20 protein-coding genes are annotated in these 19,982 nt (G+C 73.9%); 11 read left to right on the top strand and 9 right to left on the bottom strand.

What is annotated here, in order from left to right; translation table 11 throughout:
• The gene (locus ACFY7C_RS03560) at positions 1-888 is read left to right on the top strand and encodes a lysophospholipid acyltransferase family protein (protein WP_389643088.1); all 888 of its coding nucleotides are present in this window, start codon (positions 1-3) and stop codon (positions 886-888) included.
• On the opposite strand, the gene egtD is transcribed toward ACFY7C_RS03560, so the two are convergent.
• The 4 genes from egtD to egtA are packed head-to-tail and all read right to left on the bottom strand — an operon-like array spanning position 783 to position 5,090.
• Positions 783-1,748, bottom strand: coding sequence for an L-histidine N(alpha)-methyltransferase (gene egtD, locus ACFY7C_RS03555; RefSeq protein ID WP_389643085.1), 966 nt, complete (start codon positions 1,746-1,748; stop codon positions 783-785). The two genes, ACFY7C_RS03560 and egtD, sit on opposite strands and share 106 nt — an antisense overlap.
• Positions 1,745-2,497: an ergothioneine biosynthesis protein EgtC gene (gene egtC / locus ACFY7C_RS03550; RefSeq protein WP_389643082.1), complete on the bottom strand. Its 753-nt coding sequence runs from the start codon at positions 2,495-2,497 to the stop codon at positions 1,745-1,747. The genes egtD and egtC overlap by 4 nt, the downstream gene beginning before the upstream one ends.
• Positions 2,497-3,825, bottom strand: a complete 1,329-nt coding sequence (gene egtB, locus ACFY7C_RS03545; protein ID WP_389643079.1) for an ergothioneine biosynthesis protein EgtB — start codon at positions 3,823-3,825, stop codon at positions 2,497-2,499. Before egtB ends, egtC begins: the two co-directional genes overlap by 1 nt.
• Positions 3,822-5,090, bottom strand: coding sequence for an ergothioneine biosynthesis glutamate--cysteine ligase EgtA (egtA, locus tag ACFY7C_RS03540; RefSeq protein WP_389643076.1), 1,269 nt, complete (start codon positions 5,088-5,090; stop codon positions 3,822-3,824). Before egtA ends, egtB begins: the two co-directional genes overlap by 4 nt.
• Before the next feature lie 129 nt (positions 5,091-5,219).
• Between egtA and ACFY7C_RS03535 the strand changes: the two genes are divergently transcribed.
• From ACFY7C_RS03535 to ACFY7C_RS03525, 3 genes are all read left to right on the top strand, one after another.
• The gene (locus ACFY7C_RS03535; RefSeq protein ID WP_389643072.1) at positions 5,220-6,041 is read left to right on the top strand and encodes a TIGR02452 family protein; all 822 of its coding nucleotides are present in this window, start codon (positions 5,220-5,222) and stop codon (positions 6,039-6,041) included.
• 99 nt (positions 6,042-6,140) lie between these two features.
• The gene (locus ACFY7C_RS03530; protein WP_389643070.1) at positions 6,141-6,326 is read left to right on the top strand and encodes a hypothetical protein; all 186 of its coding nucleotides are present in this window, start codon (positions 6,141-6,143) and stop codon (positions 6,324-6,326) included.
• 70 nt (positions 6,327-6,396) lie between these two features.
• Positions 6,397-6,783 (top strand): hypothetical protein, encoded by a 387-nt coding sequence (locus ACFY7C_RS03525; RefSeq protein ID WP_389643068.1) that lies wholly within the window; start codon positions 6,397-6,399, stop codon positions 6,781-6,783.
• Positions 6,784-6,864: 81 nt separating this feature from the next.
• Here ACFY7C_RS03525 and ACFY7C_RS03520 read toward each other — a convergent pair whose 3' ends face one another.
• The 3 genes from ACFY7C_RS03520 to ACFY7C_RS03510 all read right to left on the bottom strand — a co-directional run bounded on the left by ACFY7C_RS03520 (position 6,865) and on the right by ACFY7C_RS03510 (position 10,042).
• Entirely contained in the window at positions 6,865-8,304 is a 1,440-nt protein-coding gene (locus tag ACFY7C_RS03520) for a flotillin family protein (protein WP_389643065.1), read from the bottom strand.
• 82 nt (positions 8,305-8,386) lie between these two features.
• Positions 8,387-8,605: a hypothetical protein gene (locus tag ACFY7C_RS03515; RefSeq protein WP_389643063.1), complete on the bottom strand. Its 219-nt coding sequence runs from the start codon at positions 8,603-8,605 to the stop codon at positions 8,387-8,389.
• 126 nt (positions 8,606-8,731) lie between these two features.
• Positions 8,732-10,042 carry an MFS transporter gene (locus ACFY7C_RS03510; RefSeq protein WP_389643060.1) on the bottom strand — a complete coding sequence of 437 codons (1,311 nt, stop codon included), beginning with the start codon at positions 10,040-10,042 and terminating at the stop codon, positions 8,732-8,734.
• Between the two features lie 193 nt (positions 10,043-10,235).
• On the opposite strand from ACFY7C_RS03510, the gene ACFY7C_RS03505 reads away from it, so the two are divergent.
• The 3 genes from ACFY7C_RS03505 (at position 10,236) to ACFY7C_RS03495 (ending at position 12,987) form a co-directional block, all read left to right on the top strand.
• Entirely contained in the window at positions 10,236-11,258 is a 1,023-nt protein-coding gene (locus ACFY7C_RS03505; protein WP_389643057.1) for a LacI family DNA-binding transcriptional regulator, read from the top strand.
• Between the two features lie 122 nt (positions 11,259-11,380).
• Entirely contained in the window at positions 11,381-11,662 is a 282-nt protein-coding gene (locus ACFY7C_RS03500) for a hypothetical protein (RefSeq protein WP_389643054.1), read from the top strand.
• Between the two features lie 137 nt (positions 11,663-11,799).
• A complete protein-coding gene (locus tag ACFY7C_RS03495; protein ID WP_389643051.1) occupies positions 11,800-12,987 on the top strand; it encodes a thiolase family protein in 1,188 nt (395 codons plus the stop codon).
• A gap of 62 nt (positions 12,988-13,049) precedes the next feature.
• Here ACFY7C_RS03495 and trxA read toward each other — a convergent pair whose 3' ends face one another.
• The gene (gene trxA, locus ACFY7C_RS03490) at positions 13,050-13,430 is read right to left on the bottom strand and encodes a thioredoxin (protein WP_389643048.1); all 381 of its coding nucleotides are present in this window, start codon (positions 13,428-13,430) and stop codon (positions 13,050-13,052) included.
• Between the two features lie 134 nt (positions 13,431-13,564).
• Here trxA and ACFY7C_RS03485 point away from each other — a divergent pair, with 134 nt between their 5' ends.
• Entirely contained in the window at positions 13,565-15,052 is a 1,488-nt protein-coding gene (locus ACFY7C_RS03485) for a dihydrolipoyl dehydrogenase family protein (protein ID WP_389643045.1), read from the top strand.
• Entirely contained in the window at positions 15,049-15,990 is a 942-nt protein-coding gene (locus tag ACFY7C_RS03480) for a hypothetical protein (RefSeq protein ID WP_389643042.1), read from the top strand. Before ACFY7C_RS03485 ends, ACFY7C_RS03480 begins: the two co-directional genes overlap by 4 nt.
• Before the next feature lies 1 nt (position 15,991).
• On the opposite strand, the gene ACFY7C_RS03475 is transcribed toward ACFY7C_RS03480, so the two are convergent.
• Positions 15,992-16,549: a TetR/AcrR family transcriptional regulator gene (locus tag ACFY7C_RS03475; protein ID WP_389643039.1), complete on the bottom strand. Its 558-nt coding sequence runs from the start codon at positions 16,547-16,549 to the stop codon at positions 15,992-15,994.
• 210 nt (positions 16,550-16,759) lie between these two features.
• Between ACFY7C_RS03475 and ACFY7C_RS03470 the strand changes: the two genes are divergently transcribed.
• Positions 16,760-18,175: a purine-cytosine permease family protein gene (locus tag ACFY7C_RS03470; RefSeq protein ID WP_389643036.1), complete on the top strand. Its 1,416-nt coding sequence runs from the start codon at positions 16,760-16,762 to the stop codon at positions 18,173-18,175.
• A 156-nt stretch (positions 18,176-18,331) separates the two neighbouring features.
• Positions 18,332-19,981 carry an amidohydrolase gene (locus ACFY7C_RS03465; RefSeq protein WP_389643033.1) on the top strand — a complete coding sequence of 550 codons (1,650 nt, stop codon included), beginning with the start codon at positions 18,332-18,334 and terminating at the stop codon, positions 19,979-19,981.
• Position 19,982: the final 1 nt, after the last annotated feature.

The raw sequence follows: 19,982 nt of genomic DNA, 5'->3' as shown, positions 1-19,982 counted from the left end.
GTGAGCCTGCCCGCGGCCCCCTCGCCATGGCTGCCCACGGCGCCCTGCACGCCCGGCCGGTGCGCCGCCCACCCCGGTCCCGCCGCTCCGCGCGGCGGCACCGTCCGGGGCGTCCTCCGGCTGGTCGCGGGGCTCGCCGCCGTACTCCTCGGCGTGCTGCTCGCCCCGCTCGCCGCCCCGCTGCCCGCCGCCGGTCGCCTCCTGCTCGTCCGCTGCTGGTGCCGGGCCGTGCTGCGCGCCTTCGGGGTACGGATCCGGGTCACCGGCCGTCCGGTACCCCCGCACGTACCGCTCCTCGTGGTCGCGAACCACGTCTCCTGGCTGGACGTCCCGCTGGTCGCCGCCGTGCTCCCGGGGCGAATGCTCGCCAAGCGCGAGGTGCGCGGCTGGCCCGTGCTCGGCGCGCTCGCCGCGCTCGGCGGCACCCTCTTCGTCGACCGCGAGCGGCTCATGAGCCTGCCCGGCACGGTCGACGCGGCGGCCCGCGCCCTCGCCGCCGGCGGCCGGGTCGTCGTCTTCCCCGAGGGCTCCACCTGGTGCGGGCGGGCAGGCGGCACCTTCCGGCCCGCCACCTTCCAGGCGGCCCTGGACACCGGATCCGATATCCAACCCGTACGGATCGACTACCGGCCCGCCGGCCCCGCCGCCTTCGTCGGCGAGGACGCCCTCGGGGCGTCACTGTGGCGGATCGCGACGGCGCGGCGGCTGGAAGCCGAGATCCGGATACTGGATCCGATATCCAGCCTCCGATATCCGGACCGCCGCGCCCTCGCCCGCGCCGCTCAGTCCACCGTCGCCAGGGAGAGCGCGAACCTCCCCTCCCTGTCCGTCCACCAGCGGGTGAGCGAGAATCCCGCCTCCGCGAGCTCCGTGCGCACGCCCTCCTGACGGAACTTCGCCGACACCTCCGTCCGCAGTTCCTCACCCGCCTCGAACGACACCACCAGATCGAGCTCCGGAATCTTCACCGACAGCGCGTGCCGCGCCCGCAGCCGCATCTCGATCCACTCACGCTCCCGGTTCCACAGCGCCACGTGGTCGAAGTCCTCGGGGCGGGCGTCCGCCCCGAGCTCCCGGGCGATGACGGCGAGCACGTTCTTGTTGAAGGCGGCCGTCACCCCCGCCGCGTCGTCGTACGCCGCCACCAGCGTCGCCTCGTCCTTCACCAGGTCCGTCCCGAGCAGCAGCGCGTCACCGGGCGCCAGCATCCCGCGGACCCCGCGCAGGAACTCCCGCCGCTCCTCGGGCAGCAGGTTGCCGACGGTGCCGCCGAGGAACGCCACCAGACGCGGCCCCGGGGTGGCCGGCAGGTCGAGCCCATGGGTGAAGTCGGCGACCAGGGCGTGCACCCGCAGCCCGGGCCGCTCGGCGAGCAGCGCCTCGCCCGCCCCCTTCAGCGCCGACTCGCTCACGTCCACCGGCACGTAGGCGGCCAGCTCCGGCAGCAGCGCGTCGATCAGATGGCGGGTCTTCTCCGAGGAGCCGGAGCCCAGCTCCACCAGCGTCCGGGCGCCGGTCGCCGCCGCGATCTCGTCGGACCGGGACATCAGGATCTCCCGCTCGGCACGCGTCGGGTAGTACTCGGGCAGCCGGGTGATCTCCTCGAAGAGTTCGCTGCCGCGCGCGTCGTAGAACCACTTCGGCGGCAGCTGCTTCGGATCGTGGGTCAGCCCGTGGAGCACGTCGGCGCGCAGCGCGGCGTCCGTGGCGTCCTCGGGGAGGGTGCGGGTCAGCTGGAACGGGCTCACGGGGAGGGCTCCTTGAGCGGGGTGAGGACGACATCGGCGCGGGAGGCGGCGAGGACCGTACGGTCCGGCACCTCCGTCCAGCGCGGATCGTCGTCGTACGGTTCGGAGGCCACGACCGTCCGGCCGGGCCCGGTCAGGTACCAGAGCGAGTTCCCCCACGCCGTCGCCGTGATCGTCGCCCCGTCCATGAGCAGCAGGTTCAGCCGGGCGTCCGGAGCGGCCTCGGCGACCTCCCGTACGGTGTCGGCGAGCGCCCGCTCGGGCGCGTCGCCGGCCCGCAGCCGGTGCAGGACCAGCGCCCACAGGAACGCCGAGTCGGTCCGGGCCTCCAGGGCGAGCAGCTCCGCGGCCGGGAGCGTCGCCGCCAGCGCGGTGAGCGACCTCGGCCACCCGGGGACGGCCCCGTTGTGGCTGAAAAGCCACCGGTCGGCCGCGAACGGCGCCGCCGCGGCCTCCCCGTCCGCCCCCGGCACCGTGGCGCCCCGCACGGCGCCGAGCAGCGCCCCCGAGCGCACCACGCGCGCCAGGTCCGCGAACGAGAGGTCGCCCCACACCGGGCCGGTCCTGCGGTAGCGGGCGGGCACCGGATCGCCCTCCGCGTACCAGCCGACACCGAAACCGTCGGCGTTCACCACGCCGCTGCTCTGCGTGCGCGGCTGCCAGGCCTGCCGCTCCAGGGAGTGCGGGGGCCGCAGCAGCAGCTCCCCGAGGGCCACCGGCGGGCCGACGTAGGCCAGGTGCCGGCACATCAGGCCGGCTCCGCGTCACGCGCGGTGCGGAAGCCGGAGAAGATCTGCCGCCGCACCGGAAGGTCCCAGTTGCGGAAGGTGCCCCGGCACGCCACCGGGTCCACGGCGAACGATCCGCCCCGCAGCACCTTGTGCGCCGGCCCGAAGAACACCTCCGAGTACTCCTTGTACGGGAAGGCACGGAACCCCGGGTACGGCAGGAAGTCGCTCGCCGTCCATTCCCAGACGTCGCCGATCAGCTGGTGCACGCCCAGCGGGGAGGCGCCCTCAGGGTAGCTTCCCGCGGGCGCGGGCCCCAGGTGCCGCTGTCCCAGGTTGGCGTGCGCGGGCCCGGGGTCGGCGTCGCCCCACGGGTAGCGCCGCGACCGGCCGCTCGCCGGGTCGTGGCGGGCGGCCTTCTCCCATTCGGCCTCGGTGGGCAGCCGCCGCCCCGCCCAGCGGGCGTAGGCGTCGGCCTCGTACCAGCTGACGTGCAGCACCGGCTCGTCCTCGGCCACCGGCTCGGTCACCCCGAACCGGCGGCGCAGCCACTGCCCGCCCTCGCGCCGCCAGAACAGCGGCGCCTCGATGGCGTGTTCGCGGATCTGCGCCCAGCCCTCCGGCTGCCACCAGCGCTCGTCGTGATAGCCGCCGTCGGCGATGAAGGCCAGGTAGGCGCCGTTGGTGACGGGCGCGGTGTCGATGAGGAAGGCCGGGACGATCCGGGTGTGCGCGGGACGCTCGTTGTCGAGCGCCCAGGGCTCGTCCGAGGTTCCCATCGTGAACGGGCCCCCGGGGACGAGTACTTCGCTCTTCCTCGGCATGCCCGAAGCCGTGACGGGCGGAGGAGGGGCCGTGAGTGCGACGGGCCCCCTCCGTAGCTGATGGGTGATCAGCATGGTCTCGTCGTGCTGCTGTTCGTGCTGCGCGATCATCCCGAACGCGAAGGCGGACTCCGTCAGCGGACCCCGCTCCAGGCGGGTGCCGTCGAGGACGCCGAGAACGCGGTCGCGCACGTCCGCCGCGTACGCCCGCGCCTCGGCCGGTGCCAGCAGCGGCAGCGAGGGCCGGGCCGCGCGCGGGTGCTCGAAGGCGTCGTACAGCGAGTCGATCTCGGGCCGCAGCGCCTCACGGCCGGCCACCGCCCGCCACAGCCACTGCTCCTCCTGGTTGCCGATGTGCGCGAGGTCCCACACCAGCGGGGACATCAACGGCGAGTGCTGCGCGGTCAGTTCGTCCTCGTCCACGCAGGAGGTGAGCAGTGCGGTGCGTTCCCGTGCCGTGGTCAGCGCCGCCACCGCCCGGGACCGCAGCGCCTCCTCGTCGGGCGTGGTCTCCGGCACGCTCATGACGCCACCTCCTGCAGGTCGTCGGCGGGACAGCCGCCCTTCAGCACATGCCGTTCGTGGAACGCGGCCACGGCCCCCACCACCTCGGCCGAGGCCCCGATCCGGGGCAGCGCGTCCAGGGCGGCCCCGAACACGGCGAGCGCCGCCGTGTGCAGCAGCGGATCCGCCAGGCCGTCCCGGGCCGCGGCCCGCCACAGCGGGTTGCGGGGGGCGGGCCCCCGACCGGCGAGCGCCTCCAGCGGCTCCACCGCCCGATGGGCCGCCTCGGCGGCCCGAGGGTCCTCGAACAGGGCGGTCGTCACCGCCACCGGCACCATCCAGCCGTCCAGGCCCGGCTGTGCGTCGATCATCCGCAGCTCCAGGTGCCCGCGCGGCCGCACCGGCGGGAAGAGGGTCGTCAGGTGATAGCGCAGGTCGTCAGCGTCGGCAGGCCGCGGCCGGCCCGTACGCAACCACTCCCGGAACGTCAGCCCCTCCGGCACCGCCCACGGCCCGCGCGCGGTCCGTACGCACAGCACCGGGGTGTCAAGCACGTGCGCCGCCCATTCGGCGCGCGGCTCGCCGTCCGGCGCGGGGGCCAGGGTCCGGCTCGGGTCGAGGTCGGTCCACAGCGCCTGCCGGGTGGAGCGCCAGCCCGTACGGCGACCGCCGTGGACGGCCGAGTTGGCGAAGGCCGCCACGAGGACCGCGCCCAGCAGGTGCGCGAGCCGCCAGCGCCGCCGGTAGCCGAGCGGTCCCGGCCCGTCGAGACCGGCGTCGAGACAGATCTGCACGGAGGCCGACTCGCACATCATGGCCCGCCCGGCCGGGCCGTGCCTGGCGAGGGCGGCCTCCATGGCGTCGTACCGCGGCTCGTGGAGCACGCGCGCGCGGGGCGCGTGCCACGGGTCGACCCCGTAGCCGCTGAGGCCGAGTCCGAGGGGGGCGAGCGCCTCCCGCACCGCCCGTAGATCGGCGGCGAGCGAGTCCAGGCACTCCATGAGGGAGGCGGCGGGCAACGAGCTGAGCTCCAGCTGCCCACCTGGTTCGAAGGTGAGGGCCGCGACCAGCGGCAGGGTCCGTACGGTGTCGATCGCCGCGGCCAGCCGGTGCGGCGGAACGGGAAGACGGGGATCACGCAGCTCGTGGACGAGCCACTCCAGCTCGACCCCGACCGTCCGCGGTGGTCCCGTCTTGAAACAGATACAGCGCAGCAGGTCCTCGGCCTCCTCCTCGGTCAGAGGAGGACCACCCCGGGGTATGCCGCCCGACGACGGTGCCGTCATCGTTCCACCTCCTGGGAAAGTGTTGATTCCACCTAAAGGCACCCGGCACGGGCGTGCAAGACCGCCCCCCGGGCATGGCCGGGAAAACCCGTTGCCCTCGCGAACGGGAGTCGATCATGCTTTCGGGTCATGAGCGCACGACTGCGGGCCCTCGCCCGCGAGACCGAGGAGATCGTGGCGGCGGGCCGCTACACCGCCCCGGACGGCCGCACCGTCACCCTCGCGGACCGGCTGGCCGCGGCACTGACCAGAACCCGCCTCCACGGCCCCGAGCCCGTCCCCGTCACCCCCGACACCGACCGCACGACCGTCCTCCAGGTCACCGCGGAGAGCAGCCTCGCCGCCGCCCGCCGCATGACCCGCGCCGAGGCCGGCGCCCCCGTCGCGGTGCTCAACTTCGCCTCCGCCCGCAACCCCGGCGGCGGTTACCTCAACGGCGCCCAGGCCCAGGAAGAGGCCCTCTGCCGTTCCTCCGCCCTGTACGCCACCCTGCTGCGGGCCCCCGCCTACTACGACCACCACCGGGCGGAAAGAGACGCCTTCTACACCGACCGGGTGATCCACTCGCCCGGGGTGCCGGTCTTCCGCGACGACCGCGGCGCCCTCCTCGCCGAGCCGTTCACGGTCGGCTTCCTCACCTCGCCCGCGCCCAACGCCGGGGTGATCCGCCGCCAGACCCCCGAGCTCGCCGACCGCGTCCCCGCGGCCCTGGCGACCCGCGCCGAGCGGGTCCTGGAGACCGCCGCGGCGAACGGCTACCGCAGGCTCGTCCTCGGCGCCTGGGGCTGCGGCGTCTTCCAGAACGACCCCGCCGGGGTCGCCGGCGCCTTCAAGGCGCTGCTCACCGGCGAAGGACGGTTCGCCGGGCACTTCGACGAGGTCGTCTTCGCGATCCTCGACCGCACCCGCGACCAGAGCACGCTCGGCGCCTTCCGGCACGTGTTCCGCTGACCCGCTCGTCCGCCCGCCTGTCCGTCCGCCCGCTCGTCCGCCCACCCGCCTGACATGCGGCTCCCTTACCCCCGTGCGAGCCTGGGAACGAGATTTCCCATGACGGGAGGCACGATCGTGGGCAAGAAACAGACCCGGGTCAACAAGGGCGCCCGCACCGGAGGCCACGAGCACCGGGCGGCGGTCTCGGCGAAGGAGACCCCCCGCCCGTCCTCCTCCGAGGCGCCGCGTCCGGCCATCGACGTCCCCGCCCACCGCAAGGAACGCAGGTTCGGGCACAACTGAGAGGCGCGTGATCGCCGTCGGGACGGTGCCTGGATGATGGACCCCCTTCACGCTCGTCCCTGGGGGTCACATGCGCACCACGCGTCTCACCGCCGTCCTCGCCGTCGCCCTGCTCGCCGGGCTCACCGCCTGCACGTCGGGCGGCGAGCCGTCCCGGCAGGCCGAACCGACGGCCGTCGTCTCGGTGGACACCGTCCCCACGGCCACCACCGCCCCGCCCGAGCAGTCGGCGGAGGGCGGCGGCATGCCCGACCTCATCGGCGGAAGCGTCGCGGGCGCCTACGGCCGGCTGTCGGGCAGCATGCGGTTCGAGGACGTCTCCGGCCAGGGCCGGATGGTCCCCGTCCAGTCGTCGGCCGCCTCCGACTGGAAGATCTGCACCCAGCAGCCCGCACCCGGCGCCCCCATCAACGGCACCGTCGTCCTGGGGGCCGTGAAGAAGAACGAGAACTGCTGACCCGGAGACCGCGCGTCGGCGGGCGCGGGCATACGGGCGGGGCCCGGCGCCGTCGCGGCGCCGGGCCCCACCACGTCCACCTCACACGTCGTCCCCGACCGTGATCTCCTCCCTCCGCGGCTCGGAGCCCTGCGCCACGGACGATGCCACGGACGGCGGCACGGGCGCCGCTCCCGAGGGCGCCGCGGCCCCGTGCGGGTTCATGTTCGCCAGCAACTGACGGGCGAGCCCCAGCCCCGTACCGCCCATGGTCAACGCCTTGGCGAACATCTCCGCCATGCCGTCCGCACCGTTGAGCAGCACCATCTGGTCCACGTTGCCGAACGCCGACGCACCCGCCCCGACGATCTCGGGCCACTTCTCCGCCAGTTGCTGGGCGACCACGGCCTCCTGGTTCTCCGCCAGCGCCGCCGCCCGCGCCTTGATCGACTCCGCCTCCGCGAGACCCTTCGCCCGCGTCGCCTCCGCGATCGCCAGACCCTTGGCGTGCGCCGCCGCGGCCTCCGCCTCACCCGTCACCCGGGTGGCCGTCGCCGCCGCCGCGCTCGCCAGCTCGGTCTCCTTCGCCTCCGCCTCGGCCGCCGAGATACGGGCGTCCCGCTCGGCCTCCGCCAGCGTCCGCCGCTCGTACGCGAGCGCGTCGGCCGGCTTGCGGACCTCCGCCTGGAGCTGCTGCTCCTTGCGGTGGCCCTCCAGTTCGGCGACCCGGGTCTCCTGGACCACGACCTCCTGCCGCGCCGCCGCGTCGGCCAGCGGACCGGCCTGCCGCGCCTTCGCGGACGCCTGGTCCCGCTCGGCCTGATAGCCCGCCTGGAGGATCTCGCTGTCCCTGGTCGCCTCCGACATCCGCGCCGCGGCCTGCTGCTCCGCCTCCGTCGCCCGCCGGTTGGCCTCCGCCTGTGCGATGCGGGCGTCCCGCTGGACGGCCGCCGCGTGCGGCGCGGCCAGGTTCTTGATGTACCCCGTGGGGTCCTCGATCTCGTGGATCTGCAGCGAGTCCACGATCAGCCCCAGCTTCTCCATCTCCGTGCCACAGGCCGAACGCGCCTGCCCGGTCAGCTTCTCCCGGTCACGGATCATGTCCTCCACCGTCAACCCGCCCACGATGGCGCGCAGATGACCGGCGAACACGATGTGCACCCGCTCCGACATCAGCTTCTGCTGGTCGAGGAAACGGCGGGCGGCGTTGGCGATCGACACGAAGTCGTCACCCACCTTGAAGATCACGACACCCCGCACCTTCAGCGGAATGCCCTGGTGCGTGACGCACTCCACCGACAGCTGGGTCTCGTTGAGGTCGAGCGACAGCTTCCGCACCGCCTGGACGCCGGGCACCACGAGCGTGCCCCGTCCGGTGACGATCCGGAACCCCATGCCCTCGCCGAGGCCCTCCATCTTGTGGTTCGAACCCGAGATGATCAGCGCCTCGTTGGGTTCGGCGACGCGCCACATCAGTTTGAACAGAGCGATCAGAACGGCGACGGCGCCGACGACGACGCCCGCCAGGATCCCCAGGCCCATGGACAGGTTCCCCCTTCACCGGACCCGTGCGGTTCCGGTGAAGGGAGTGTGCGCCCGGCGCGCCCGCCGCTCAATGGATCCGTCAGGCGTCGTACGCGGCTGTGACATACACGGTGCGCGGAGGGAGATGTTCCACGACCATCACCACCGTGCCCGTCTCGATCCGGTCCTTCGGCGAGGACGGATAGGCGAGGAAGTGCTCGGCGCCGCCCCTGATCCGGACGATCACCTCACCGACGAGGCCGGGCCCGACCGTGCCGGTCACGCGCCCGAGCAGTCCCACCATCGAAGCGTCGTCCATGACTGAACGGTACGTCAGGACCCGCCGCGCCGGGAGGACACGAGCCCACCGCGCCGCGAGGGCGATGCCGAACGGCCGGACGTCGGGCGGCGATCAGCGCCCCACAGGCCCGACGTCGGGCGGCGATCAGCGCACCGTACGGATCGGGCGCACGGCGATCGCGCCGAGCACCGAAAGCACGGCGGCGACCAGGAACAGCGCCGTGTACCCGCCGCTCAGGGAGACGATCAGCGAGGCGACGAATGGCGCCACGATCTGCGGACCGGCGTTGGCGATGTTCAGCACGCCCATGTCACGGGCCGCGTCCTCCGCCTTCGGCAGCACCATCGTCACCAGCGCCGTGTCCACCGCCATGTAGCAGCCGAAACCGAGCCCGTTGACGACGGAGAAGGCCAGCATCGCCGTCCAGCTCGACGAGACGGCCGGGATGAGCAGCGCGACGGCGGCGAGCGCGGCGGACGCGCCGACGAAGAGCTTGCGCCGGTCGTAGCGGTCCGAGAGCCAGCCGCCGAGGACCGTGGAGACCACCATCGCCACCGAGTTGAGCGGCATCAGGATCGCCACCGCCTCCTCGGCACCGAGCCCGGCCGGAAGGTCGGTGTGGTCCTTGAGGATGTAGAGCTGGAATCCGGCCACGGCGAAGTAGCCGAGGACGAGCAGCGCGCGGCCGATGAACGCCCAGCGGAAGTCATGGGCCTTGAGGGCGCTGCCGAACGCCGCCAGTTGTTCCCTGACCGGCATCGGGGCCCTGGACGGCATGCGCTCCTCGCGGGCGCAGGAGGTGAACAGGACGGCGGTGGCGGCGACGATCGCGCCGAAGACGAGATAACCGGTGCGGTAGTCCTCCGAGAAGGCCGCGCCGACCAGCGCGCCGATGGTGGAGCCCACCGGCAGGCCGAGTCCGACGGCCGCCGAGGCCTTGCCGCGCGAGGCGAGCGGGATCCGGTCGGGCACCACGGAGGTGAGGGCGGCCTGGTAGACGTTCATGACGGCCTGCCCGAGACACCAGGCGATCATCACCAGCAGGATCGTGTGCACGCTGCCGAGCAGCAGCATGACCGGCAGGGCGAGCAGACCGCCCGCGAGGATCCACGGGTTGCGGCGCCCCGAACGGTCCGAGAGCGCGCCCGCCACCGGGTTGAAGACGGTCGCGAAGATCGCGGAGACCCCCGAGACGAGACCGAAGTTGGCCACCTTGTCCGCCGGTGAGATGTCCTCGATCTGCAGCGCGAGGAGCATGCCGGGGACACCGACGTACAGCGCGTACATCGCCGTGTTGCCGGCGAGCAGCAGGGAGAGCAGCCCGCGCGGGGGGCGCGGTCCGACGGGCACGGCGTCGCCGTGGTCCGGCGCGGTGCCGGGAGAGGCACCGGCGGAGGCACGAGGGGAGTCGCCGGCGGAAGCGTCCGCGGACGCGCCGGAGGAGGAAAGGGCCACGATGCCCTCCTGGGAGTGATCGCCCGATGCGGGGGCGGGAGCGGAAGGGGAGGAAAGGGAAAGCGGGGGGTGGCGAGGGGGTGGTGCCAGAGGTGGTGACACGTGTCACTGACGCGTGTAAACCTTGTGTAGCACTCGATTCCGGCCATCCGCCAGACCCTGTGCCGGATCGTTCTGGAAAGATGCCGGATCGATGAGCCAGTCACCCGAGCAGTCCGCCGGACGTTCCGTCCCCACCAGCGCCGATGTGGCCCGGCTCGCGGGGGTCTCCCGTGCCACCGTGAGCTACGTCCTCAACAACACCGCGGCCGTACGGATCAGCGAGCCCACCCGCCGGAGGGTGCGCGAGGCCGCCGAGGAGCTCGGCTACGTACCGCACGCCGCGGCCCGGAGCCTGCGCGCGGGGCACAGCCGGATGGTCCTGCTGCCCACCGCCCACGTGCCGATAGGCCCGCTGTACAGCCGCTTCTTCAACGAGCTCCAGTGGGCCCTGCGCCGCCTGGACTACACGGTGGTGCAGTACGGCAGCGTCGGCCTGGACGCGGACGCGGCGGCCCGCGCCTGGGCCGAGCTGCGACCGGTCGCGGTGGTCTCGCTGGGCCAGGTGGGACTGACCCCGTCCGGGGTGCGGCTGCTCAAGCGCGCCGGGGCCAGGGCGGTCATCACGGTGGGCCCGGAACAGGTCGCCGGCAGCCACGCGCTGGTCATGGACCAGACGAGGGTCGGCGGCGTGGCCGGGACCCACCTGGTCGAGCGCGGCTGCCGCGCCATCGGGGTCGTGATGCCCGAGGAGCCCGGCCTGGAGATGTTCTCCGTGCCGCGCCTGGAGGGCGTGCGGGCGGCGGCGGAGAAGGCCGGCGCCACCGTCGTACCCCTGCCGCTGCGGTACGAGGAGGAGCCCGCGAACGAGCTCGCCGCGGGCTGGCGCGCGCGGGGCCTCGACGGGGTCTTCGGCTACAACGACGAGTACGCCATGCTGCTCATGCGGGCCCTCCAGGACGCCGGGATCGCGATCCCGGAGGAGACGGCGGTGGTCGGTTCGGACGACCTCGTGCTCGGGCGCCTGCTGCGGCCCCGGCTCAGCACCGTGCACATCGACATGGTGCTCGGCCAGGAGCTCGCCGAACTGGTCGACCGGGCGGTCCGCGACCCCGAGACGACACCGGAGCGCCAGGAACTGCTCGCCTCGAGGATCGTGCACCGCGAGTCCAGCTGAACCGGTCGCACGGTCCGGCCGGACGGGCCGGGAGGTCCGGCCGCACCAGCCGGGTGGCCTGGTCGCACCGGCCGGGCGGGCGCCGGGAGGCCGGCTTCCCGCGGTCGGCTTAGCGTCGGTTCATGAGCACACATCCGAAGCGTTTCGAGATCCTCCTGGTGCCCGAGCACGTGGAGGACCGCGGCGGCGCGTCCATAGAGGACAGCGCCGTCCGCTCGGCGGTCGTCGAGGCGACCGGCCGCACCGGCGAGTCCGGTTACCCGATCTACGAGGGGCACGGGCTGATGGCCGACATCGATCCGGAGACGCGGACGGTGGAGGCGCTGCTCGTGGACGGGCGGGAGCTCGACTACGGCCTGACGGCGCTGATCAGGGGGCCCGCCACCGGCCTGAAGGGGCGTTGACAGGAGGCGCGGACCGGCGGAGACTCGGGCCCGCGAGGACGAAGATTAGTTCACCAGGCGAACAGCAGGTGGGTCGCGGGTGGGTTCGGACTCCCCGCGCCGTTGCCCGTCCGCGAAGGTCCCGTGGGAGAGAACCGATGAGCATCCGCGACGTCTACATCGTCGACGCCGTCCGCACCCCGATCGGCAAGTTCGGCGGCGCGCTCTCCTCCGTCCGGCCCGACGACCTCGCGGCCCACGTCGTGCGGGCCCTCGTCGACCGCACCCCCGACCTGGACCCGGCCCGCGTCGACGACGTGTACTTCGGCGACGCCAACGGCGCGGGCGAGGACAACCGGGACGTGGCGCGCATGGCCGTCCTCCTCGCCGGCCTGCCCACCTCGGTCCCCGGTGTCACCGTCAACCGGCTCTGCGGCTCCGGGCTCGAGGCCGTCATCCAGGCCGCCCGGGCGATCGCCCTCGGCGACGCCTCGGTCGCCATCGCCGGCGGCGTCGAGTCGATGTCCCGGGCACCCTGGGTGCTGCAGAAGCCCGAGCGCGCCTTCCCGGCCGGACACCAGCAGCTGCACTCGACGACGCTCGGCTGGCGCATGACCAACCCGCGGATGCCCGCCGAGTGGACCGTCTCCCTCGGCGAGGGCGCGGAGCTCGTCGCCGACAAGCACGCCATCGGCCGCGAGCAGCAGGACGCCTTCGCCCTCGCGAGCCACCGCAAGGCCGCCGAGGCCTGGGCCAAGGGGCTGTACGACGACGAGGTCGTCGCCTACGAGGGCGTCGAGCTCGTACGCGACGAGTGCATCCGCGACACCACCTCCCCGCAGGCCCTGGCCAAGCTCAAGCCCTCCTTCCGCGCCGACGGCGGCACGGTCACGGCCGGCAACGCCTCCCCGCTCAACGACGGGGCCGCGGCCCTGCTCCTGGTCGACGAGGAGGGACTGCGTGAGACCGGCCGCGAGCCGCTGGCCCGTATCCGCGCCTCCGCCGTCACCGGCATCGAGCCGCAGCTCTTCGGGCTCGGCCCGGTCCAGGCCGTGCGGCGGGCCCTGGACAAGGCCGGCCGGGACTTCTCCGACCTGACGACCTTCGAGCTGAACGAGGCCTTCGCCGCCCAGGCCCTCGGCTGCCTGGCCGAGTGGCCGGAACTCGACCCCGCCGTCGTCAATCCGCGTGGCGGCGCCATCGCGATCGGCCACCCGCTGGGCGCCTCCGGCGCCCGTCTCGCCGGCGCGGTCGCCCACCAGCTCGCGGCGGCCGGCTCCGGCACCGGCCTCGCCGCGCTCTGCATCGGCGTGGGACAGGGCCTCGCCCTGGTCCTGGAGCGCTGACCCGCCCCGCCCGTACGCCGAAGGGGCGGCCGGCGCCTGCCGGGCCGCCCCTTCGCCCGCGGTCAGCCCTGCTGGGGGGCGCCGCCCTGCGCCTCGGCGATGGACTTGCGCACCTCGTCCATGTCCAGCTTGCGGGCCTGGCCGATGAGGTCCTCCAGGGCCGCCTCCGGCAGAGCGCCGGGCTGCGCGAACACCGCGACCTTGTCGCGGACGATCATCAGGGTCGGGATCGAGCGGATCTCGAAGGCCGCCGCGAGCTCCTGCTGTGCCTCGGTGTCGACCTTGGCGAAGACCAGGTCCTCATGGCGCTCGGAGGCCGCCTCGAAGACGGGGCCGAAATGACGGCAGGGACCGCACCAGGAAGCCCAGAAGTCGATCAGAACGAAGTCGTTCTCACTCACGATCTGGTCGAAGTTGTCCTTGGTGAGCTCAACGGTGCTCATGCTTCCTACCTTTCCGGGGTCTGGCGTCCTTGGCGCGCCGCCCTCACCGTCCCCTGGGGACTCGTCCCGCACAACGGCGTATCGAGCCGCGCTATTCCATGCCGTTCCGGCCCCTTCCCCGCAGACTGGAAGCCATGACACGAGCGGCGGAACACGAGCAGGCAAGCGGGCACGAGCACGAACCCACGCAGGAGTACGACGTGGTGGTCCTGGGCGCGGGACCGGTGGGCGAGAACGTGGTGGACCGGGTCCGGGCGGCCGGGCTCAGCGTGGCGGTGGTGGAGGGCGAACTGGTCGGCGGTGAATGCTCGTACTGGGCCTGCATGCCCAGCAAGGCACTGCTGCGCCCCGCCATCGTCCGTTCCGAGGCGCGCAGGACCCCCGGACTGCGCGGGCACGCCTACGGGCCGCTGGACGCCCAGGAGGTGCTGGCCCATCGCGACTCCGTGGTCGGGGACTGGAAGGACGACGGTCAGGTGGAGTGGGTGCAGTCCACCGGCGCCCACCTCTACCGCGGCCACGGCAGGCTCCACGGCCCCCGCCGCGTCACCGTCCAGGGGCCCGAGGGCGACCGTCACGTCCTCGCCGCGCGGCACGCCGTCGCCGTCTGCACCGGCAGCCGCGCCGTCCTGCCCGACCTCCCGGGGCTGCCCGGCGCCCGGCCCTGGACCAGCCGCGAGGCGACGAGCTCCGGCCGGGTGCCCGAGCGACTGGTCGTCGTCGGCGGGGGAGTGGTCGGCGCGGAGATGGCGACCGCCTGGCAGGCACTCGGCTCGCGGGTGACCGTGCTCGTCCGGGGCGAGGGACTGCTGCCCCGGATGGAGCCCTTCGCCGGCGAACACGTCGCCGCCGCCCTCACCGAACGCGGCGCCGACATCCGCACCGGCGCCACCGTCACCGCGGTCGTACGGGACGGCGGCACCGGCCCGGTCACCGTCGTCCTGGAGGGCGGCGACCACGTCGAGGGCGACGAGGTGCTCTTCGCGACCGGCCGGCAGCCGCGCACCGAGGACATCGGCCTGGAGACGGTCGGCCTGGAACCGGGCTCCTGGCTCTCCGTCGACGACAGCCTCCGCGTCGAAGGGCACGACTGGCTGTACGCCGTCGGGGACGTCAACCGCCGCGCGCTGCTGACCCATCAGGGCAAGTACCAGGCCCGGATCGCGGGCGCCGCCATCGCCGCCCGGGCCGCGGGGAACGGCTCCGGCGACTCCGGCCCCTGGGGCCCGCACACCGCCACCGCCGACCACGCCGCCGTCCCCCAGGTCGTCTTCACCGACCCCGAGGCGGCCTCCGTCGGGCTCACCCTGGCCGCCGCCGAGGCGGCGGGACACCGCGTGCGGGCCGTCGACCTCGATCTGACGGCGGTCGCGGGCGCCGGTCTGTACGCCCAGGGATACCGCGGCCATGCCCGCATGATCGTCGACCTCGACCGCGAGACCGTCCTCGGCGCCACCTTCGTCGGCCCCGGCATCGGCGAACTCCTCCACTCGGCCACCATCGCCGTCACCGGCGAGGTCCCGATCGCCCGCCTCTGGCACGCCGTTCCCGCCTATCCGACCCTGAGCGAGGCCTGGTTGCGGCTCCTGGAGGCCTATCGAGACGGGGCGGGCACGCCATGAGCCCCGGGGAGCGTGCCCGGGGGGAGCGTGCCAACGAGTACGACGCCTCCTGCGCCCGCTGCGGCGGTCCGGTCCCGGCGGGTACCGGACTGCTGCGGCACGGCGCCCGGGCCTGGGAGGTCTACCACCCGGAGCACGCTCCCGAACCCGGCCCGCCCCCGCCGGGTGACCACCCCGGCTGGCACCGGCGGCGCCTGTTGTCGTTGGACATCGGATCCACCGGTCATCGGCCGGCCGTCGATCGAATCCGATCCGCGGCGCTGCGGGGCAGCGACGGGACGGTGCGCGACTGGATCGTGGATCCGGGATCCGATATCCCGTATCCGAATATGGGATCCCAGGCCGAAGGGGCGGGTGGATCCACTATCCCGGACATCGGATCCAACCCTCCTCCCCGGGACATCGGATCCACTATCTCGGATGTTGGATCCAACCCCCCGCCGCACCCCCTCCCGCCCCACCGCGCCCTCGACGAGCTCGCCACCCTCGTCGCCGACCACCTCGCCGCCGGGGAGCTGCTGGTCGTCTGGTTCGCCCCGCACGTCCTGACGACCCTGCACGCCGAACTCCTCCGCCACGGCCTCGACCCGCTCACGGCCCGCGTCCCCGCCGGTGTGGCACCCGTCTGCGACCCGCTCGTCCTCGACCGGCACGTCGACCGCTACCGCCCCGGCAGCCGCTCCCTGCGATCGGTGGCGCAGTGGTACGGCGTGCCGCACGACCGGCCCGGCGACCCGGGGTCGGACGCCGAGGCGGCGCTGCTCCTGGCCCGGGCCGTCGCCGCCCGGCACCCGGCGCTCGCCAGGCTGTCGCGGCCGGCGCTGCACACCGAGCAGGTCCTCTGGTACGCCGAGCAGACGAGCCGTCACCCGGACGCCCCCGCCTGGCCGTTCATCCCCGCCGGACCGCTGCCGTGGGAGCCGCCGCCGGAGGGCTGACTCAGGCCCGCGCGACCAGCAGCTCCGCCGCCGCCCGGGCGGCGTCCAGGGCGCTCCTGGTGTCCCGTCCCGACTCCTCGCCGAGCACCACCCGGGTGCTCAAGCCGTCGAGCAGCGCGAGGAGTTCGGAGGCGCGCGCGGTCACGTCGGTCGGGGCGAAGTGCCCCTGGGCGACCCCCTTGGCGAGCAGTGCCTCCAGGTCCTCCTGCCAGCCCCGGTCGAGCTCCGCCTGGGCGGCGCGCAGTTCCGCGTTGGCCGGGATGCGCGCCCACAGTTCGATCCAGAGCGTCCAGCGCGGGTCGCGCGGCCCGCGCGGCAGGTAGAGCCGCAGGAACAGCTCGAGCCGGCGCGGCGCGGTGACCCGACGGGCGAGCAGCCGCCGCCGCTCCTCGGCGAGGGCCGCCTCGCTCCACCGCAGGGCGGCGAGCAGCAGCAGGTCCTTGCTGCCGAAGTGGTAGAGGATGTGCCCGCCGCTGGTCCCGAGGCGCTCGGCGAGCGCGGACATGGTGAGCGCGCCGAGGCCGTCCTCGGCGATGGCGGTCATGGCCTCCTCGAGCATCCGCTCCCGCGTGATGCTCCCGTCCCGCCGCCGTCCCGTCCGTGCCGCCCCTGCCACCGTTCCCGTCCCCGTGCCGACTCCCGCGTACGGGTCGACCCTAACCGCAATCCGCCGGGGTCTTGACGTGGCCGGATCCAGCCCTCATCTTGAATGCCATTCAAAGAGTTAGAACGCCATTCAAGATGTGAGCAGTCACGAAGGAGGTGCGGAGTGCTCGGAAACGACACGGCGCCCGCGAAGGCGGGCGCGGCCGGCGCGGCGGGCCGCGACGAGGTCTTCCAGGTCGAGGGCCACGGCATCGACCCCATCCCCGACGGGGAGCGGCACGGCGGGGCCAAGGACCTCTTCTGGCTGTGGTTCGGGTCCAACCTGACCTTCACCTACGTCATCAACGGCGCCCTCGCGGTCGCCTTCGGCCTCTCCTTCTGGCAGGCCACCGCCGTCGTCGTGCTCGGCGGACTCTCCTTCTTCGCCATCAGCGCCGCCGGGCTCAGCGGCGTCCGCACCGGCACCGCCACCCTCGTCATCTCCCGAGCGGCCTTCGGCGTCTGCGGCAACTGGCCCGCCGGCCTGCTCAACTGGGTCGTGAGCATCGGCTACACCATCGTCAACACCGTGGTCGGCACGCTCGCCCTCGAAGCCCTTCTCGCCGAGCTCGGCTGGAGCGGCGGCCCGCTTCCGCGCGCCCTCGCGCTCGCCGCCACCCTCACCCTGACCTTCGCCGTCGCCCTGTGGGGCCACGCCACCGTCCAGTGGGCCGAGCGATGGCTGGCCTACGCCCTCGCCCTCGGCTTCGCCGCCCTGCTCGTCTTCGTCCTGCCCGGCGCCGACACCGCCGCCCCGGCCGCCGCGCCCGGCGCCTCCGGCTGGAGCCTGGCCTTCGTCGTCATGCTCGCCGGTCCCTTCTCGTACGTACCGATGCCCGCCGACTACACCCGCTATCTGCCCCGCACCACCTCACTCAAGGCGCTCACCTGGAGCGGCGGGCTCGGCGGCCTGATCTCCTCCGTGGCCCTCGGGATCGCGGGCGTCGCCGCCGCCACCCAGACCGACATGACCGACGCCGTCGCGGGCACCTCGGAGCTGCTGCCCGGCTGGTTCCAGCCCCTCTTCCTCGCCCTCGTCCTCGGCGGTTCGGTCACCAACTCGATCATCACCCTCTACTCCTCCAGCCTGAACCTCCAGGTCCTCGGCATCCCCTGGAGCCGCGCCCGCGCCATCGTCATCAGCGCGGTCGTCACCGCAGCCGGCTCCCTCGGCGCCCTCTTCCTCACCGACTTCACCACCTCGCTGCTCTCCTTCCTCTCCCTCCTGATCATCGTGTTCGCCCCGTGGGGCGGCGTCTTCCTCGCCGACATGGTGCTGCGGCGCTGCTCCTACGACTCCGATGCCCTGCACGCGGGCGAGCGCGGGGCCTACTGGTACCGGGGCGGATGGCACCCCGCCGGCCTCACCGCCCTGCTCGCGGGCATGGTGTTCGCCGCGCTCACCTGCGACTCCGCCCTGTGGACCGGCCCACTCGTGGCCCCGCTCGGCGGTGCCGACCTCTCCCTCCTCGGCGCCGTCGTCTCCGCCGCCGTCCACGTCCTCCTCGCCCGCCGCACCGCGCGCCCCTTCCCCGCCTGACCTCCCGCCCCACCGGGGACCGGCACCACGAGCCCGGAATCCAGAGCCGGAACCCCGAGCCCGGGACCCAGAAGCCTGCCCTCCCCGCCACCCGCGGGGCTCTGGGACCCGGGCCCCCGCCCCGTACCCCCGTACCGCACCTGGAGAAAGACCCGTATGAACCGCCCCGCCCCCGCCGAGCTCCTCCTCACCCGCGCCCGCGTGCACACCGTCGACCCCGCCCGGCCCGAGGCGGAGGCGCTCGCCGTCCGCGACGGCCGGATCGTCTGGATCGGCGACGCCGCCGACGCCGACGCCTGGGCCGGGCCCGGCACCCGCGTCCTCGACGCGGGCGGGCGGCTCGTCCTGCCCGGTTTCGTCGACGCCCACAACCACGTCCGCCTCGGCTCCGACGACGCCTGCGTCCAACTCGCCGGCGCCCGCGACCTCGACGAGATCCACGCCCGCGTCCGCGCCTGGCGCGACGCCCACCCCGACGCCCCCTGGATCGAGGCCGAGGCCTTCGACTACTCCGCCATACCCGGCGGCCGGATGCCGACCGCCGCCGACCTCGACCCCGTCACCGGCGACACCCCCGCCCTCGTCCTCAGCTACGACGTCCACACGGCCTGGCTCAACACTGCCGCCCTGCGACGCCTCGACGTCCGCGCGGACCGCACCGACCTGCCCTTCGGTACCGCCGTCACCGACCCGGCCACCGGCGAACCCACCGGATTCGTCCGCGACTTCGCCGTCAAGGGCCTCTCCCGCGAAGGCCACCGGGCGCTGCGCGAACTCGGCGTCCCCTGGGCCTCGACCGACCGTCAGTACGGCCGCCTCGCCAAGAGCCTCGACGCCGCCATCGGCTACGGCATCACCACCGTCGTCGAACCCCAGAACTCCCTCGACGACCTCGCCCTCTTCCGGCGCGCCCGCGCCGAGGGCCGGCTCCGCTCCCGGATCGTCGCCGCGCTCTTCCACCCGCGCGGCACCACCGACGCCGAACTGGACGCGTTCGCCGCGGCGGCCCGGGAGTTCGCCGACGACCGGCTGCGCGTCGGGCCCCTCAAGCTCTACATCGACGACGTCGTCGAGCCCCGCACCGCCGCCCTGCTCGAACCGTACACGGGCTGTGGCCACCACCGCGGCGACACGTTCTACCCGCCCGAGGAGTTCGCCGCGCTCCTCACCCGCCTCGACGCGCGCGGCTTCCAGTGCTTCGTGCACGCCACCGGCGACCGGGGCATCCGCACCGTCCTCGACGCCGTCGAGGCGGCCCGCGCCGCCAACGGCCCGCGCGACGCCCGCCACCAGATCGTGCACGTCGAATGCCTCGACCCCGCCGACACCCCGCGCTTCGCCGAACTCGGCGTCACCGCCTGCATGCAGCCCCGCCACGCCGCCCCCGACATCGCGGGCCCCGGTCAGGACTGGGCCGAGAACATCGGTCCCGAGCGCTGGCACAAGGCCTGGCCGCTGCGCAGCCTGCACCGCGCCGGCGCCCTGCTCGCCCTGTCCAGCGACTGGAACGTGGCCGAGATGGACCCCATGATCGGCATCCACGCCGCCGTCACCCGCCGCCCGCCCGGCGGCGGCGAGGCCTGGACCCCCGGCGAGACCCTCGACGTCACCACCGCCGTCGAGGGCTACACCATGGGCTCCGCACGCGCCAACTTCCTGGAGGCGGAGCGGGGTTCGCTCACCGTCGGCAAGCTCGCCGACTTCGTCGTCCTCTCCCGCGACATCCTGCGCGCGGACCCCGACGACATTCCCGGCACGGTCGCCGAGACCGTGGTCGTGGGAGGCGAGGTCGTCCACACGGCGTGAC

The sequence above is a fragment of the Streptomyces sp. NPDC012769 genome, from assembly GCF_042901205.1.
Lineage (GTDB): Bacteria > Actinomycetota > Actinomycetes > Streptomycetales > Streptomycetaceae > Streptomyces.
Note: the sequence above shows the minus strand (reverse complement) of the source record. Positions and strands in the feature narration are given on the sequence as shown.